General features: G+C 60.4%; 17 protein-coding genes. 8 read left to right on the top strand and 9 right to left on the bottom strand.

Annotated elements, in window-relative coordinates; genetic code table 11:
- Positions 1 to 70: 70 nt before the first annotated feature.
- Positions 71 to 634 (bottom strand): alkyl hydroperoxide reductase subunit C, encoded by a 564-nt coding sequence (gene ahpC, locus ACYQ47_RS04335; protein ID WP_244829425.1) that lies wholly within the window; start codon positions 632 to 634, stop codon positions 71 to 73.
- A 178-nt stretch (positions 635 to 812) separates the two neighbouring features.
- Here ahpC and ACYQ47_RS04330 point away from each other — a divergent pair, with 178 nt between their 5' ends.
- Positions 813 to 1,508 (top strand): NADPH-dependent F420 reductase, encoded by a 696-nt coding sequence (locus tag ACYQ47_RS04330; RefSeq protein ID WP_250526816.1) that lies wholly within the window; start codon positions 813 to 815, stop codon positions 1,506 to 1,508.
- A gap of 125 nt (positions 1,509 to 1,633) precedes the next feature.
- Complete coding sequence (ribA, locus tag ACYQ47_RS04325) at positions 1,634 to 2,302, top strand: GTP cyclohydrolase II (RefSeq protein WP_244829427.1); 669 nt, start codon at positions 1,634 to 1,636, stop codon at positions 2,300 to 2,302.
- A gap of 16 nt (positions 2,303 to 2,318) precedes the next feature.
- Here the strand turns inward: ribA and ACYQ47_RS04320 are convergent, their stop codons facing one another.
- From ACYQ47_RS04320 to ACYQ47_RS04310, 3 genes are all read right to left on the bottom strand, one after another.
- Entirely contained in the window at positions 2,319 to 3,041 is a 723-nt protein-coding gene (locus ACYQ47_RS04320) for a 2OG-Fe(II) oxygenase (protein ID WP_459904583.1), read from the bottom strand.
- An 82-nt stretch (positions 3,042 to 3,123) separates the two neighbouring features.
- On the bottom strand, positions 3,124 to 3,621 hold the full coding sequence (locus ACYQ47_RS04315; RefSeq protein WP_250493533.1) for a hemerythrin domain-containing protein: 498 nt from the start codon (positions 3,619 to 3,621) through the stop codon (positions 3,124 to 3,126).
- Between the two features lie 248 nt (positions 3,622 to 3,869).
- Positions 3,870 to 6,278: an ATP-dependent DNA helicase gene (locus tag ACYQ47_RS04310; RefSeq protein WP_459904582.1), complete on the bottom strand. Its 2,409-nt coding sequence runs from the start codon at positions 6,276 to 6,278 to the stop codon at positions 3,870 to 3,872.
- Positions 6,279 to 6,409: 131 nt separating this feature from the next.
- Between ACYQ47_RS04310 and ACYQ47_RS04305 the strand changes: the two genes are divergently transcribed.
- A complete protein-coding gene (locus ACYQ47_RS04305; RefSeq protein ID WP_459904580.1) occupies positions 6,410 to 6,775 on the top strand; it encodes a DOPA 4,5-dioxygenase family protein in 366 nt (121 codons plus the stop codon).
- 48 nt (positions 6,776 to 6,823) lie between these two features.
- Here ACYQ47_RS04305 and phaP read toward each other — a convergent pair whose 3' ends face one another.
- Positions 6,824 to 7,393 (bottom strand): TIGR01841 family phasin, encoded by a 570-nt coding sequence (gene phaP / locus ACYQ47_RS04300; RefSeq protein WP_459904578.1) that lies wholly within the window; start codon positions 7,391 to 7,393, stop codon positions 6,824 to 6,826.
- Positions 7,394 to 7,887: 494 nt separating this feature from the next.
- On the opposite strand from phaP, the gene ACYQ47_RS04295 reads away from it, so the two are divergent.
- Positions 7,888 to 8,181: a helix-turn-helix domain-containing protein gene (locus tag ACYQ47_RS04295; RefSeq protein ID WP_250493529.1), complete on the top strand. Its 294-nt coding sequence runs from the start codon at positions 7,888 to 7,890 to the stop codon at positions 8,179 to 8,181.
- 4 nt (positions 8,182 to 8,185) lie between these two features.
- On the opposite strand, the gene ACYQ47_RS04290 is transcribed toward ACYQ47_RS04295, so the two are convergent.
- Complete coding sequence (locus ACYQ47_RS04290; protein ID WP_244829434.1) at positions 8,186 to 9,124, bottom strand: DMT family transporter; 939 nt, start codon at positions 9,122 to 9,124, stop codon at positions 8,186 to 8,188.
- A gap of 580 nt (positions 9,125 to 9,704) precedes the next feature.
- On the opposite strand from ACYQ47_RS04290, the gene ACYQ47_RS04285 reads away from it, so the two are divergent.
- The 3 genes from ACYQ47_RS04285 to ACYQ47_RS04275 all read left to right on the top strand — a co-directional run bounded on the left by ACYQ47_RS04285 (position 9,705) and on the right by ACYQ47_RS04275 (position 13,919).
- On the top strand, positions 9,705 to 10,271 hold the full coding sequence (locus tag ACYQ47_RS04285) for a fimbrial protein (protein WP_250493527.1): 567 nt from the start codon (positions 9,705 to 9,707) through the stop codon (positions 10,269 to 10,271).
- Positions 10,272 to 10,391: 120 nt separating this feature from the next.
- Entirely contained in the window at positions 10,392 to 11,105 is a 714-nt protein-coding gene (locus ACYQ47_RS04280; RefSeq protein ID WP_250467309.1) for a fimbrial biogenesis chaperone, read from the top strand.
- 309 nt (positions 11,106 to 11,414) lie between these two features.
- Positions 11,415 to 13,919 carry a fimbria/pilus outer membrane usher protein gene (locus tag ACYQ47_RS04275; protein WP_459904577.1) on the top strand — a complete coding sequence of 835 codons (2,505 nt, stop codon included), beginning with the start codon at positions 11,415 to 11,417 and terminating at the stop codon, positions 13,917 to 13,919.
- A 387-nt stretch (positions 13,920 to 14,306) separates the two neighbouring features.
- On the opposite strand, the gene ACYQ47_RS04270 is transcribed toward ACYQ47_RS04275, so the two are convergent.
- Positions 14,307 to 14,771 carry a hypothetical protein gene (locus ACYQ47_RS04270; RefSeq protein WP_250510157.1) on the bottom strand — a complete coding sequence of 155 codons (465 nt, stop codon included), beginning with the start codon at positions 14,769 to 14,771 and terminating at the stop codon, positions 14,307 to 14,309.
- A 244-nt stretch (positions 14,772 to 15,015) separates the two neighbouring features.
- Here ACYQ47_RS04270 and ACYQ47_RS04265 point away from each other — a divergent pair, with 244 nt between their 5' ends.
- Positions 15,016 to 15,402, top strand: coding sequence for a hypothetical protein (locus ACYQ47_RS04265; RefSeq protein WP_250493524.1), 387 nt, complete (start codon positions 15,016 to 15,018; stop codon positions 15,400 to 15,402).
- A gap of 6 nt (positions 15,403 to 15,408) precedes the next feature.
- Here the strand turns inward: ACYQ47_RS04265 and ACYQ47_RS04260 are convergent, their stop codons facing one another.
- Both ACYQ47_RS04260 and ACYQ47_RS04255 read right to left on the bottom strand, forming a co-directional pair.
- Complete coding sequence (locus tag ACYQ47_RS04260) at positions 15,409 to 15,576, bottom strand: hypothetical protein (protein ID WP_244829441.1); 168 nt, start codon at positions 15,574 to 15,576, stop codon at positions 15,409 to 15,411.
- A 310-nt stretch (positions 15,577 to 15,886) separates the two neighbouring features.
- The gene (locus ACYQ47_RS04255) at positions 15,887 to 16,921 is read right to left on the bottom strand and encodes a S1C family serine protease (RefSeq protein WP_244829442.1); all 1,035 of its coding nucleotides are present in this window, start codon (positions 16,919 to 16,921) and stop codon (positions 15,887 to 15,889) included.

Here is a 16,921-nt window from a genome sequence, read left to right as displayed (position 1 = left end):
TACAAACTGGGGGTGCAAGGCGCGCAGCGGGCCTGCCGCGCGCCTCGTCAGTCTCTGGAGAACCCGAGACTCAGATCTTGCCGATGAGGTCGAGCGACGGGCTCAGCGTTTCAGCGCCCGGCGTCCACTTGGCGGGGCAAACTTCGCCCGGATGCGATGCGACGTATTGCGCGGCTTGCACCTTGCGCAGCAGTTCGCCGGCGTCACGGCCGATGCCGTTGTCGTGCACTTCGCACAGCTTGATCTCGCCTTCCGGGTTGACCACGAACGTGCCACGCAGCGCCAGGCCTTCTTCTTCGATCAGCACGTCGAAGTTGCGCGAGATGGCGAGCGTCGGATCGGCAATCATCGGATACTTGATCTTTTGGATCGTGTCCGACGTGTCGTGCCATGCCTTGTGCGTGAAGTGCGTGTCGGTCGAAACGCTGTAGATTTCAACGCCCAGCTTCTTGAATTCTTCGTAGCGGTCAGCCAGATCGCCGAGTTCCGTCGGGCACACGAAGGTGAAGTCGGCCGGGTAGAACACGAACACGGACCACTTGCCCTTCAGGCTTTCTTCGGTAACGGTGACGAAATCACCCTTGTGATAGGCGGTTGCTTTGAACGGCTTGACTTGGGTGTTGATGATCGGCATTGATCGGTTCCCTTTAAGTGTGTGTTGAAGAAGTGAACGAAGTATGAACTAAAACTATCAAACCTTGGAAGTGGATTGATTTTATCATTGTAATTGATCTGGACTATCACGTTGATTCGTCGCATCGGGTGCGGGGTTTGCGATGCCGCCAAGATCGATCACGAACCCAGGAGGCACCATGAAAATCGGCATCATTGGAGCGGGAAATATCGGGCAAGTTCTGGCGTTGCGCTTCGGCGAACGCGGCCACGAGGTGCGCATCGCCAATTCGCGCGGGCCGGACACTCTCGGCGAAGTCGAACGCGCGACTGGCGCGCAAGCCGTCGAGGCGCGCGAGGCCGTGCAGGGCGCGGATCTCGTCGTCGTGACCATTCCAGAGTCGAAGGTGCCGCTTCTCCCGAAGGATTTGTTCGCGGGCGCACCGGCGAGTCTCATCGTGATAGATACCGGGAATTACTATCCGCGGCAGCGCGACGGTCGAATCGACGGAATCGAAAACGGTCTGCCGGAAAGCCGCTGGGTGGAAGAGAAGATCGGCCGGCCGGTCATCAAGGCGTTCAACAATATCTACGCGGCGCATCTGCGCAACCACGGCAAGCCGGCGGGAACAGCGGGTCGCATTGCGCTGCCCGTGGCGGGCGACGACCACAAGGCGAAGAAAGTCGTCATGCAACTGGTCGATGAAATTGGCTTCGATCCCGTCGATGCCGGCGAAATCGACGATTCCTGGCGTCAGCAACCCGCCACGCCCGTCTACACGGCGGACCTCGACGCGGCGGGCGTTCGCCACGCGCTGCACGAGGCCAGCCCGCTGCGCAAACCCGAGTGGCGCGCGACAGATGAAAGCCCGGGAGACTTCGACAATCCACGCTAACGGCCGAATACGCGCGCCATGCGACAATCTGCAAACTTTCACGATGCGCTTTAACATGACGTGCCGGGCTCCCGCGCTCGACTCCGACAGCGCGAACGCCCGCATCAAGACTTGCAGATTGCCCTATGAAAACCGCATCTCCCGCGTTTGACCAGTTGAAACCTCGCCCCGGCTTTGGCGAATGCCCCGAATGCGACGACGTCGAACTGGCCGCCACGGCCACCATTCCGACACGCTACGGCACGTTCGCGTCGTATGTGTATCGCGTGAAGGAAACGGATGTCGAGCACATCGCTTTCGTCATGGGCGACGTGAGCAACGGCGAATCCGTGCTTACGCGCCTGCATTCCGAATGCGTGACGGGCGACGTCTTCGGCTCGTACCGGTGCGATTGCGGCGAGCAGCTCGATCTCGCGCTGCGCTATATCGCCGCCGAGAATCGCGGAATTCTGCTGTACTTGCGCGGACACGAGGGACGCGGCATTGGGCTCGCCAACAAGATCCGCGCTTACGCGTTGCAGGAGCAGGGTCTCGATACGGTCGATGCCAACCTGCATCTCGGCCTGCCCGACGACGCCCGCGAGTACGATTCCGCCGCCGCCATCCTGCGCTCGATGGACGTCAAATCAGTGCGCCTGATGAGCAACAATCCGTCGAAGTTCGACACGCTGCTCAGGCACGACATCCCCGTGAAGGAACGCGTCGCGCTCGCCATCCCCATGCGCGAGGAAAACGAACGCTACATCAAGACGAAGCAGGCGCGCTTCGGACATTACTTCGACGAGAACGAATAAGCGCGTCTTCCGCGATCTAGCTTGCGTCGTGGAAGATCACGCCTAGCATGTGGCGCCGCCCGGAGCGTAGGCGGCTCACGCCATGCCGCATGTTCACGCGATACGGCCCGCGCGATCCCTGCACCGGCCGCTGGTGTACAGCGAAGAACGCCGCGTCGCCTTGCGCGAGCGGTACGACTTCGGCGCGCGATTGCATGCGCGGACGCTGTTCCGTCATCACGAATTCGCCGCCGGTGAAGTCTTGTTCGGGCGCAGAAAGTAGAACTGCCATCTGGATCGGAAAAACGTGTTCGCCGTACAGATCCTGATGCAGACAGTTGTAGTCGCCGGGAACGTAGCGTAGGAGAAGCGGCGTCGGCCGCGTCTGTCCGGCGTGACGACAACGCTCGATGAACTCTCCATGCACCGGTGGAAAGCGCGTTTCGATCCCCATTACCTCGTGCCATTTATTCGCAATGGGCGCGAGATGCGGATACACCGTGCTGCGCACCGTTTGCAGCGTCTCGGGCAACGGATACGCGAAGTATTTGTACTCGCCGCGCCCGAACGAGTAACGTTCCATCACGATACGGCTGCGAAAGATTGCGTCGTCGTCGTACAGCGCGGCGAGCGTCACGCACTCCTCACGCGAAAAAAGGCCCGGCGCAATGGCCGAGCCTTGGGAATCGAGTTGATGCTCGATATCCGTCCAGTCGAGTGCATCGACGCGCGCGTTGATGTCTCTGTCAGGCACCTTCATCTGCAGTTCTCCGGATTGGCGTGATTGCCGCACAGTGTGCGTCCTGAACCGCGCTCACGCACTCCGGGAATTGCTGCGCAATTCAATGCGCGGTCGCGACTTCGGTGATGCGGTTCTGCAAGGCTTCCTTACGCGCTTCGATCTTCTTGCCGAGCGCGATGAGATCGACACTCTTCGTCTTGCGGATTTCCGGAAACAGCTCGGTTTCTTCTTCTTCCACGTGATGCTTGACGTTCTCCGACAGTACCTTGAAGGTCGCGTCGAAACCTTCGTCGCCGGCCTTGATCTGCGAAAACTTTTCGATCAGCGTCTTGACCAGAAAGTGTTCGACGTAGGCTTCGTCGACATCGATTTTCTCGTCCGTGCCGAGTGCGGTGCGGGCGGCGGGATAAAGCAACTCTTCCTCGACGATCGAATGGATCGACAACAACTCGCACGCGCGCTGAACCAGTGTGGTCTTGCGTTCGAGATCGTCTTTTTCGGCGCGTTCGAAGGCGTCGAATAGCTGCTCGACAGCGCGATGGTCGGCTTCGAGAATGGCAAGTGCGTCTTGCGGATGCTGTGCTTGCGCGGCGGTCATATCGTTTCTCCTGTGGGGGCGGGGCGAAACCTTTGGGGCGTCTGTTGCGCCTTGGGGGTGCCTTCGGGTCGCTTTTAGTTGCCTCTGGGCAGGTTGTCTAGAGCAAACCCGGTGCCCGCGCTCGAAGCAGGCAAAGATAAGGTTGGCATGGCTTTAAGCGGATAGGAGCGCGTCATGCCGGCTCGCGTGTTGCGCGAACAAAACCGGAGCGCGGAGCGACTTGAATGAACGTCCGCTTCAACGCCGCATCATGCCGACGACGAAAGCGCCGACAGGTCCCGCTCGCGCATGACATTGATCCGCCACCACGCCGGCAACAGACGCCGCACTTCCGAGCGCGCAAAGCGGTCGTCGATAAGGTAGAGCACGCCACGGTCTTGCGGCCCGCGAATTACGCGTCCGGCCGCCTGCACGACCTTTTGCAAGCCCGGAAAAAGATAAGCGTAGTCATAGCCGGCGCCGAAAGCGTCCTGCATCCGCACTTTCATCTGCTCATTGACAGGATTGAGTTGCGGCAGGCCGAGCGTCGCGACGAATGCGCCAATGAGCCGCGTGCCCGGCAGATCGATCGCCTCGCCAAACGCGCCGCCCAGCACCGCAAAACCGACGCCGCGTCCATCCGGAACGAAGCGCGCGAGAAAGTCGTGCTGCGCGGCTTCGCTCATCGCGCGTGACTGCTGCCAACTCGGAATTCCGGGATGACGTACCGCGAATTCCGTCGCGACTTGCGCCAGATATTCGAAGCTGCTGAAAAAGCTCAGATAGTTGCCTTCCGCGCGACCGTACTGCGCCGCGATCATGTCGGCGATGCGCGCAACGGATTGCAGGCGGTCGCGATAGCGCGTCGAGACATCGGCGATGGCGCGTACATCGAGTTGATCCGCTGAGAACGGCGACTCCACGTCGATGAACGCGCTCGTTTCCGGCAAGCCGAGCGTGTCGGCGTAGAAGTGCGTGGGCGTGAGCGTCGCGGAAAACAACGCGACGCTGTGGGCGCTCGCGAAACGCCCGGCGAGATGCGGCGCGGGAATCACGTTGCGCAGGTACAGCACGACATTGCGCTTCTTCGCCGACGCGTGGCCAGCAAGCGATATATCGAAGATCGAATGCGAACCAAAGCGCTCCGCGATGCGCGTGAAGTGCACGGCATCGAAATAAAAGCGCATGGTGTCGGGCGAGAAGAGGTCGGCTTGCTCGCCGAGCATTTCCGTCATCAGCGAAACCGCCTGGCCGAGCGCGGTCAGCAACTGGGCGGGCGGTTCGGCGAGCGGCGCGTAGTCGATGCCCGCGGTTTCCTGTTCGCGGCTCGTGTCGCCGAAGGTTCGGGCGACGCGCGCAAGCGTTTTTTTCAGAAGCGGCGGCGCGGCGCGGCGCATTGCATCGAACGAGGCGCGATCGAGCGATGCGGAATACATGCCGCGCGCCCGATCGATCAGGTTGTGCGCTTCATCGACGAGTACCGACACGCGCCAGCGGTTCGTTTCAGCTAGGGCGAAAAGCATTGCGCTGGTGTCGAAGTAATAGTTGTAGTCGCCGACGATGACATCGGCCCAGCGCGAGAGCTCCTGGCTCAGATAGTACGGACAGACTTCGTGGTGTCGCGCGACTTCGGCTGTCGACGCGCGGTCCAGGCGTGCACGCGCGAGGGCATCGGCGCGCGCGGCGGGAAGGCGGTCGTAGAAGCCGCGCGCGAGCGGGCACGAATCGCCGTGACACGCGCGGTCGGGATATTCGCAGGCTTTGTCGCGGGCGACGAGTTCGATTACACGTAAGGGAAAGGGCGCGGCGATTGCTTTGGCTTTTGCCGTTGCCGCGTCCGCTGGCGCCGCTGTTTTTTCCGCCGCCCCGACAATCGTTCCGAGCGCATCGAGCGCAAGCTGCCGCCCCGCGCTTTTCGCCGTGAGAAAGTAGATCTTGTCCAACTGCTGCTTCGGCCAAGCCTTGAGCAGCGGAAACAACGTGCCGACCGTCTTGCCAATACCCGTCGGCGCCTGCGCGAGCAAACATCGGCTCGATGCGGCCGCGCGATAGACCGCCTCGGCAAGGGCCCGCTGCCCAGGCCGAAACTCCGTGTGCGGAAACACCAGCGCGGTAAGCGACGCCTCGCGCGCCGCACGGTGCCGCATCTCCTGTTCGGCCCACGCGATGAACCGCGTGCATTGATCCTCGAAATGCGCCTTTAGCGCCAGCGCGGTTTGCGTCTCCACGAGCACGCTTTCAGTCTGTTCGACGATATCGAAATAAACGAGCGCGACTTCGATCTCATCGAGACCGAGCTTCTTGCACATGAGATGCGCATACACGCGCGCCTGCGCCCAATGCAGATGTCGATGATTCTGCGGCATCGATTCCAGCTTGCCGCGATACGTTTTGACCTCTTCCAGCCGATTGCGCACCGGATCGAAACCATCCGCGCGGCCGCGCACGCGCAACGGACCGAAATCTTCGGCGAGCGAAATTTCCTTGAGATAACCAGCTGGCCGCCGGCTTGCAACCGTCACATGTCCCGCGATGCCTTCCTGCGCGCTTGGCGCTGGCGTGAAGCGCAAATCGAGATCGCCCTGTTTCGCCGTGAATTCGCAAAGCGCGCGCACAGCGACGGTGTAAGCAGGATCGCCGCACGCCGGATTGGCGGCCGAGTCGGAGGCTGTATGCATGTACAGTAGTCTAGCATCGCCGTCGTTCGCGGCAACACATGCGTTGCTGCCTTTAAGGCATGAAATGTCGTGGCGATTGGCATTTCGCTAGAATGAACGACATCTCAATATTGCCGCGCGCAACCGAAACAATGCATGCAATCGACACATCCGCAATCAAAGGCTGGCACGCGCATATTTATTTCGATGCCGCGAGCCGCGACGCGGCCTGGGCAATCCGGGAAGTCATCTCGACGCACTTTGCGGCGGACCTTAAAACCGGCAAGCTTATGTTGGGACGCTTTCATGAACGTCCGGTCGGACCGCACCCGATGTGGTCGTTTCAACTCGGCTTTGGTCGCGAAGATCTCGTGCCGATTTTCGAATGGCTCACCTTGAATCACGGCGCGCTCGATGTTTTCATGCATCCGAATACCGAGGACGAATTGCGCGATCATCGCGATTCCGCGGTGTGGATTGGCCGATCGCATGAATTGCGGCTGGAAGGCTGGAAATAAATGAAAAAAGGGCGGAGTGGTCCGCCCTTTCTCGTTGCTTGGAAACGCTCAAGTCTTTTTGACGCTCGTTCCCTTCGACGATACAACCCGCACTGCGCCCTGCGTCGCCACGCTCGCATCGGTTTCTGCCGCTTCCACCACCTGACGCGCGGACTTTCTCGCCGCTTCGTAAGCCGAATTTGCAGATTCCGTTGCGGCGTCGATAGCCGACTTCCACGCATTCACCACCGCTTCGCTGCCGGCTGGCGCGTTGCTCGCAAGCGTGCTGACAAGCGCCTGCGCGTTGCGCTGCGACTTCTCCAACTGGTCCTGCGCCGCTTCCACATAAACGCCGCGCACGCCTGCCGCGATTTCGTGGAAGCTCTGCCAGTAAGCCGCGACGCGTTGAGCGCTGGCCTGCGATTGCTGGCTTTGCAAAGCAAAGAACTCTTTCGGATCGCGTACGGAAAACACACGAGCAACGAAGTTCTGATGTTCATCCAGCGCCGTCTTGAACGTGCGCGTGTTCAGGTCGATTAGTTTCTCGAAACCTTCCACGGCTCGTGTAGCGAGACCGAAGCTGGCGTCGAATCCTGCTTTCTGTGACGCGATGAGGTTTTCAGGCGCAAGACTGCTCATGCTGGACTCCATTGGACATTGCGTTTTGAAAGACGATCGATTTGTGCGGTGCAGCGAACGCTCTATTGTAGGGATAGCGCGAGGCGTGTCAATTGCCTTTTTTATTAACCGATGGCGATTTGAATTCGTATCCGAAGAAAGTCAAGTTTCAATCGCGTCTGATTATCTCGCCGATTTTGAACTAGGCGGATAATACGAACGGACCACTTAATCGCGGGAAAACAAGAACGAACGGGCGTGCTTAAGATATCTCCCGTATGCCTGCTCAAGGTAAACCACGAGTAACAACCCGCGCATAACGTTGTTTCCCCTACTTGACGCTCTGAGGCTATCTTGAAAAAATCTCGCACTGCAACAAACGGCGTCCGCGCGTGAACATCGAATGGACTTTTTTCGTGTCACCGTCGCGTCACCGTGATTATCTAGCATGCGAACTTGCGCTAAAGAGCCGGCGCTGAACGGCATTAGTTATAAATCGAGAGAACGGACAGAAAATGGGGCGACATTCCCAAACCATCGGACACCTTGAACGTAGTCACGAAGATAACGCGCTGCGCCGCGCCATTGCCGCGCGGCTCGATCGGGCGATGCAGAAAGCCAACGTCAGTTCCGCCAAGGCCGCGGACTGGCTCGACGTAACCGAGCACGACGTGCATTTCTGGCGGCGCGGCATCACGGTGCCGCCGCTGCATGCGTTCAACCGTATTGCCAGGCAACTGGACATCGACGTGCACTGGCTTTGCACAGGCCAGGCGCAGCAAATACAGCAAGCGCAAGTCGCGGGCTAAGCGTTTAGGGCGTCGAATCCGGCAACACTGCCGGTTTGCGCCCATGCATGAGCACGGTTCCAATACCGCTCGCGGCGATCACGCACATGCCGATAGCCATCCATCGGTCAGGCACCTGACCGAATAACACCCAGCTGAAAAAGGCCGCGAAAGCAAGTTGGGAATAGGAGAAGGGCGTCAGCACCGACAGTGCCGCGCGCCTGAGCGCCTGCAACATCAAAAGCTGGCCGATGGTCGCCATCGTTGCCATGAGCGCGACGAGCAGCCAGCTTTTCCATTCCACGAGCGCTAGTTCCGGCAGCATTTGCGACTGATCCATCCACATCAACGTGCACAGCACGATGGTTGCGACGAGCGCCGTCAGAAAGTTGGTGGTGACGGCGTCATCGACGCGCGACAGATGGCTCGATACTACCTGAAAGCACGCAAACGTCGTGGCCGCACCGATCGGAAAGACAACGGTCCACGTGAATTGGCTGCCACCCGGCCGCACCACCAGCAACATGCCGATGAACCCGAGCACGACCATTGCCCATTTGCTGCGCGGGACATGGTCCTTGAGCACGAGTGCGGCGAGCAGGGTGGAGATGAGCGGCGCGAGCATCGCAAGGGATGTCGTCACGGGAAGCGGCAGATGCCGCAAGCCAGCGAAAGTACACGCCGAGTTGGTGAGCAGCAGTAAAGCGCGAACGATCTGCAGCTTCAGGCTGTCGGTGCGAAAGAGCTTGAGCGTGCCGAGCCGCGCTTGCCACACGCCGAGCACGATCATCTGGAATAGATAGCGCACCCAAAGAAGCGCCAGTATGGGAACCGCCGTGCCGATGACCTTGACGGTGGAATCGCTCGCGGCGAAGGTAGCGGTCGTCAAGACCATGATCGCGATGCCGGCTACCGTGTTATCGGTATCAATGCGGAAACGCGCTTTGCCCTCAATGGTTGCCATGGGTGTCCGTTGTTCGCCTGATCGCGGCGCACCTCGAAAAAGGCTGCGCTCCGTCGGGCGGTCTCTTATGGATGACGGCGTTTTAAGCCGTTGCTTCCATTTTGCGGACGTCGACCGCTCGTGGCAAGCCGACAGTAATCTTCTTTTCCGTCGTGTTGTGCTCAGGTCACGGCGCGTCGACAATTGAACTAGACGGTTCGAACAAAGCACGCGCGCACTTTTTCGCGACGCGAAGGCGCTCGGTGCGCGTGGCCGTCGTTTCTCAAAAGTCTCGCCGATATGTCTCGAAATCGAATCTGGTCCGTCTATAAACTCATCCAGCAAAGTTCAAGAAAGCGAACCGCTGAATTTCGGCAATCTCGAATTGTCCGGTCGCCGCGTCTCTTATTCTGAGGGTGAAGCTTTATTGAGTTAGCTCCGAAAAAAATGGATGGCGTTTTTGAGAATCAGATTAGATCAATCCTAGCTCTGCCTGCTTATTATTCTCTCAACGCCACGCACCTTGAACGACGCAAGCAGCAACTTGTCGATGGCCGCGTCAAGCGTCAGACATTCATTATTCGTTTCCCGGAGTTCCTTCATGCAGAAAGCTATTTCCCTCAGCGCCGCACTCTTCTCGATGATGGTCGCCCTTGCGTCGATGAACGCCAACGCCGCCGACGGCACGATCACCATCAACGGCGCGGTGTCGGATACGACCTGCTCGATCAATGGCACGGCTGCCGGTTCGTCGGCAAACGTGACGGCTACGTTGCCGACCGTTTCCGCAAGCGCGCTTGCGTCGGCTGGCGCCACGGCGGGCGTTTCCAAGCTCGGCGACATCCAGTTGCAATTGACCGGCTGCACGGGCTCGGCTACCAAGGCAGTGGCGCACTTCGAGAACGGTTCCACCGTTGACCAAAGCAGCGGCAATCTGATCAATCAGGCGCTGACGCAGCCGGCGACCAACGTGCAAGTGCGTCTTTTGAACTCGCAAATGCAGCCGATCAATATCCTCACCAACGCCAATAACGATGTCGCGGTCAACGGCGCATCGATCTCGGCCGGCGCGGGCAACCTCAACTACTTCGCGCAGTACTATGCGACGGGTCAGGCTCAGCCGGGCGCGGTCAACACGATGGTCCAGTACTCCATTCAGTATCAGTAAAGCCATCGATGCAGGGTCCGGGCGCGCGACACGTTTTGATTCGGCAAGCGTCCGGTTGCAGTGAATGACATCAACCGTCGAGTGATGGCCGCAATGAAATCGATGAAACGATCGCTCGCCATGGCAGGTCTCCTTGCCGCGATGGTCGCGGGCTCCGCGCACGCCAGTGTGACAATCGGCGCGACGCGCGTGGTGTATCCGCTGGATCAGCGTGAAGTCACCGTGAAGCTGAACAACGACAGCTCGCACCCGGCGCTCGTGCAGGTCTGGATGGATAGCGGCAACGCCGACACCAAGCCCGCCGACAGCAAGACGCCCTTCGTGATCACGCCACCCATCTTTCGGATGGATGCGGGCAAGTCGCAGACATTGCGCGTCATGTATGGCGGCGAAGCGTTGCCGCAGGATCGCGAGTCGGTGTTCTGGCTCAACGTGCTCGACGTGCCGCCCAAGGCGGAGGTGAAAGCCGATGTCAACACGCTGCAACTGGCGTATCGCACGCGCATCAAGATGTTCGTGCGCCCGGCGAAGCTGTCCGGCAAGCCCGAGGATTCACCGCGCATGCTCAAGTGGAAAGTAGTGCCCGCGCGGCAAGGCGGTGGCGACGCGCTCTCCATTACGAATCCGAGCGCATATCACGTTTCGTTCAGCGAGATCGGCGTGACGTCGAACGGACGCACCTTCAAGAATGAAACCGGCGGCATGGTTCCGCCGCGTGGCGATGCAGTCATCCCCGTGCCGAAGATGAGCGACGTGCATGGCGGCAAGATCCATTACATCGCCATCAGCGATTACGGCGGCGCCATCGAAGGCGATGCCGAACTCGCGCCTTGATCGGAAGCCCATTCGGGCAGACCTCCAGCGACCTATCGCAACGTCTCGAAATTTACAGCGCGCATCTTGTTCGATGCGCGCTTTTCTTTTGTTTACATGGTGTTTCGCGTCTCAAAAATAGAACTCGTCCTAGCTACTTTCATCTCGTTAATTCGTAGCATCGGTGGATCGGCAAATGTCTCGCGCCTCATGCACCAGGCTATCTCCATGCAATCGTCGCAATCATGTCAGCAGCGGATTTCCAACGGCTTTACAGCATCTTCGTTCGTGCTGCGACCGGTTGCGGCGATCGTGTTATGCGCCTTTGGCATGGCTGCCTGGATGCATCCGGTAAGCGCGCTCGCGAACGAACCGAAGAAGGCAGCCGAATTCGATACGACCTTCCTGCAAATGGATTCGACAAGCGGCGTCGACGTCGCGCGTTTCTCGCGCGGTAACGTGGTATCGCCGGGCGCGTATGCAGTCGACATCGTGGTCAACGGCAACCGTGTCGCGCGCGAGGACGTGCGCTTCAATGCCTCGCATGTTGGGGAAAACGCGACGCCGTGCCTCACGCGCAAGATGCTCGAAGTCTATGGTCTGGACTTCACGAAGCTCGCAGCCGATCATGCCGCCGACACTGCATCGGCCGATGCGAATGCATGCGTCGAGCTGACCTCGCTCGTACCCGATGCCTCCGTCAGCTTCGACTTCGCCGAGCAGACGCTAACGTTGTCGATCCCGCAAAAGTATCTGCGCAATGCGGCTCGCGGCTATGTGTCGCCCGAATTGTGGGACAACGGCGTGAACGCCGGCTTTCTCAGCTACAACGCCAATGCGTACCGCAGCGACAGCGGCGGCATGCACGCCACGCAGGAATACCTCGGCCTCAACGCGGGCGTGAACATCGGCGGATGGCACTTTCGGCATCAATCGTCGATCACGTCCGGCACAGGCCAGGCGACCCAGTTCGACGACATCGCGACCTATGTCCAGCACGACGTGCCGAAGTTCAAGGCGCAAGCGACGCTCGGCGACGCGCAGACCACCGGCGAGGTGTTCGACAGCATTGCGTTTCGCGGCGCGCAGATCGCCACCGACGACCGCATGTTGCCTGAATCGCTGCGCGGCTATGCGCCTGTGGTGCGCGGCACGGCGGAATCGAATGCGCGCGTGACGGTGCGTCAGAACGGCCAGGTGATCTATGAGACGAGCGTGTCGCCGGGACCGTTCGAGATTCGCGATCTGTACGCCACCGGTTACGGCGGCAATCTGGACGTCACCGTTACCGAAGCCGATGGCCGCGCGAAACATTTCGAAGTGCCGTACGCATCGGTGGCACAGTCGCTGCGCGCGGGCACGACGCGCTTCGCCGTCACAGCCGGTCAGTTGCGCGATGAGTCGTTGCACACGAAACCGGGCTTTGCGCAATTCACGTTGCAACGCGGGCTGACCAATCAGGTCACGCTGTACGGCGGCGCGATTGCATCGGAAGGCTATGTCGCGGCTAATTTCGGCGCCGCGCTCAACACGAAGTTCGGCGCTTTCGCGACCGACATTACTTCCGCGCGCACGCAAGTCCCGGGCGCTTCCATGCAGAAAGGGCGCAGTCTGCACGTGGGCTACAACAAGTTTATCGATCCGACCGGCACCAACGTCACCTTTGGCGCGTATCGCTACTCGGACGCGGGCTATCTCAATCTGAGCGATGCCGCCCGCGTCCGCGACGAAGCCATGTTCGGCGGCACGCCCACCGATCGTAACCGCGGCCGCCTGCAGGTGAGCATCAATCAGCCGTTGAAGGATCACGGTTCGGTGTTTCTGACGACATCGGCGCAAAGCTACTGGAATCGGCCGGGGCGCGATGTGTTCTATCAGGCGGGTTACTCGAACAGTTTCAAGTACGGCACTTACAGCATTACGGCGGGCCGCTCGACCGACGCGGACGGCACGCCTTCGAACCAGATCATGGTCAGCACGACGATCCCGCTCGGTCATTCGCAACACTCGCCACAACTGACGACGAATCTGAGCGCGAGCAACGGCTCGGCTAGCGTGCAGACGAGTCTAAGCGGCAACGCGGGCGCCGAGAATCAGTATTCATACAACGTCTACGGCTCAGGCGGTCAGAGCGCGAGTTCATCGGCGAACATGAACGCTGGCGCGAGCGGCGCGTATCACGGCGCGCATGGACAGGTCACGGCATCCGCGAGTGCGGGAGCCAATTCTTCGCAGGTGTCGGCGGGCGTGAGCGGTTCGATCGTCGCGCACCCCGGCGGCGTGACGTTTTCGCAGACGGTCGGCGACACGTTCGGAATCGTCGAGGCAAAGGGCGCGGAAGGCGCGAGCGTGTCGAGCGCGAGTGGCGTGAAGGTCGATTCGCATGGCTACGCGGTCGTGCCGTATCTCACGCCGTACGACATGAACAGCGTCGATATCGATCCGAAGGGCACGTCGACCGATGTCGAGTTTGCATCGACATCCGAGAAGTCGGCGCCGCATCTCGGTTCCATCGTCATGTTGAAATACAAGACGGTGACGGGACGCGCAGCGCTGATTCGCGCGCCGCGTCTGAACGGCGATGCGTTGCCATTCGGCGCGGAAGTCGTGGATGGCGAAGGCCGCGTCGCGGGCGTCGTCGCGCAGGACAGCCGCATTTTCGCGCGCGGTATTGACGAGAAAGGCACGCTCGTAGTGAAGTGGGGCGATCACGCGGGCGAACAATGCAGCGTCGATTATTCGTTGCCTGCGAAGAGCGGCAAGGCGGACACGGGGTATGCATCGATCGAAGCGCATTGCTTGCCACGCACGGTGATGGCGGCAAACGCGTTCTGAAATGAACGTGCAGATTGAAGGAGCTTGCAACTGCGACCGGGCCTCCGAGAGTCCGGCGCGCCTGAAAGCCCGAGCCGTTTGAAGTTGCCAACCCGAACCCGTCTTAATTTCAATTCGCACCTTTGCACGCGGGCATTTACCGCCTAGAGTTAAAGTAGATTCTCAACTCTCTGGGAGGTGGGCATGAGAACCGGACCAAGGCAAATGGTGCGCTTGCTGGCGACGCTCCGGCATGCCGCGCACTGCAGGGCGTTACGCGCGGCGGCCGCGCACGAAGCTCAAGGTCGGGAAGAAGCCGATAAAGAGGCCAAGGAGGCCGAAGACAAAGAGCGCAATGCGGTCGCGCCGGATTCCTCGAAACTCCATCGGCGAATACATTGATTTGGTTCAGACGCGCGCCGCGTTTCGATAGGGCGAAAAGCGCCAATGGCCCGCCGGGTCTTTCACCGCGACGGCCCCATGTTCGTGCAGAACTTCGCTGACCGAAGCAGGTTTGATGTCATCCGAGATGCGGATCACAAGTAGCGTGCGCTCGCGCATTTCGGGCAATCGCGGCACATCATCGATCTTTCTCGCCGCAGGCTCGTTCGGCACGAAGCGGTTGTGCGCGCCGACTACACCCTGATGTTCACCGTGCGCGACGTATTCCGCGTCGTCTTCACTGTGGGCAGGAAGCGGGAAGGCACCGATTTCAACGTCGTCGTGGCCTGAACGATATAAGTGCGTATCGTCGCGGCTCAGTCCCGCAAGTTGCAAGGCGCGCAGTGCTTCGTGCCCATCACGATAACAAGCGAACACACCAACTATGACTTGATTCATCGTCGCTTCCTCCAAAGGCATGCGGTTGAGCAAGCCTCAAGCAACTGATTGTTGGACATGCAATGCCGCATTTGATTCGAATTCGATTTGCCGGCGTGCACGAGACTCATTCTTCATATGAAGTCAGCAATGGGCATTCCCGCATGACAAATCGAAAGCCTCACGGGCGGGCATACTCGGGACCGTCCGGGTTGCGACCCTAAGCGTCATCGCATAAAGTGTGTGGGCTTTGAGAGCGGTACTCATGCGTCACGCGACGCGCCCTTGACGAGGTTTGATGATGGCGAATGCCCGCGTATGCATGCTTCTGCTGTGCGCGATTGCTGCTGGTCCGGTTTGCGCGGCGTCTTGTTATAGCGATGGCGACGTCGTGACGCTCGAAGGCACGGCCGCACGCCAGGCGCCACGACAAGCCGAAGCCGACGCCAAGCCGGCATGGGTGCTTACGCTCGCGCGCCCCATATGCGTGCTGGGCCAGGCTTCGGGACAAGCCGCGCCACAACAGTCGAATGTATCGACGGTGCAGGTCATCGACGCCATACCGACGGAGAATGCACGCATCCGTCTAACCGGCAAGCTCGTTACCGGCAATGTGAGCGCCTATTACGCGGTGCCGACCGCCATCTGGGTGCTGAAAGAACGCGTGATATCCAACGGCGAGTGAAGCGCCTCAAGCGGCTTTTGCGAGGCAGCGCGAATATTCGGCGACGACGAACTGCAACGGCAGGTTGTCGAGCTTGCGTTCTTCGGCAAAGCGCACGATGGCATCGAGTTGCTGGCCGGTGCATCGAAATGCCTGGCGGCGCGGCGCGCAATACGTCTTATTGTTCGTGGTCATGGCAATCCTCTTTCCTGGTTTCTTGAACCTGGACCTTCCCCCGACAGGGGCAGGTCGTCCGACGGTTTAACCGTGGGTGCGCCTGCTCTTTGGTCGCTACGCGTATTTAGCCGCAGCGCCGCCTGGACCACCGCCTGTTGGCGCACATAGTCATCGATGGTCGTTGTGTCTAGCGCAAACGGTGGGCCCGAGCAGTTACGCTGGGTGGGTTTGCGCACAGAGAAAGCGCGCTGAAGGGAAGAGAGAGGGTTGCCTTGCCGTAAGCTGCAACATGGCGGGCGGCGCCGGTTCGCCGCCCGCGGACCTTCGTTTAGCCGTGTTGCTCGACGGGCGTAACATCGAGTTCGAGTTTCTGCGTGTTGCGCAGTACCGATACCTTGACCGCTTTGTCGATACGCGACGCATCGAGCGTGCGTTGAAGTCCATCGACGCTATCGACGCCGACATCGTCCACCGCGACGATCCGGTCGCCCACCTGCAAACCGCCGAGCGCAGCCGGGCTGCCCTTGACGATCTCCATCACATGCACGCCGCTCGTCACCGTCAGCGCGAAGAAGCGTTGCACGCGCCGCGAGATGGGCGTCGTCGTCCCCGCCACGCCGATATAAGCGCGCCGCACGCGGCCATGCGCGAAGATCTGCATGATCGCCCACTTGGCCGTATCGATTGCGGTGGCAAAGGAAATGGCCTGCGCGCCGGAAATGATCGCCGTGTTGACGCCGATCACCTGTCCCGCCGAATTGATGAGTGGTCCGCCCGAATTGCCGGGGTTGAGCGCCGCGTCCGTCTGAATGACGTCGTAGATCATGCGGCCTGAAGTGGAGCGCAACGAACGCCCGAGCGCGGATACCACGCCCGTGGTGACGGTCTGCGCAAGCCCGAGCGGATTGCCGACCGCGATGGCGATCTGCCCGACGCGCAAGCTGCCCGAATCGCCGAGCTCGACATGCGGCAGCGGCTCCGGCGAACCGATACGCAGCACCGCGAGATCGCTGCCCGGATCATCGCCGACGAGATCGGCGTGAAAGCGGCCGCCATCGGCGAGCGTGACGGTGATCCGCGTCGCGCCATGCACGACGTGGCTATTGGTCAGCAAATAGCCATCCGGCGTGAAGATGAAGCCCGAACCGGTACCGCCGGCCACGCGCCGCGCGCCGTTATGGTCGATATCGCGCTCGACCGAAATGAAAACCACCGCCTGCTGCACGCGTTCGAGCGCGCCGATCACGGTGCGCGAATAGGCATCGAGCAGAGCGGTATCGTCGAGCGTCAGGGCGTTCGGCGAAGGTGTGGCGTCCTGCGCACCGCGCGCAAGATCGTCGATGAATTGAGGTCGGCTTCCCAT

The sequence above is a fragment of the Caballeronia sp. HLA56 genome, from assembly GCF_054655155.1.
This window is presented reverse-complemented; position numbering and strand designations above follow the sequence as displayed.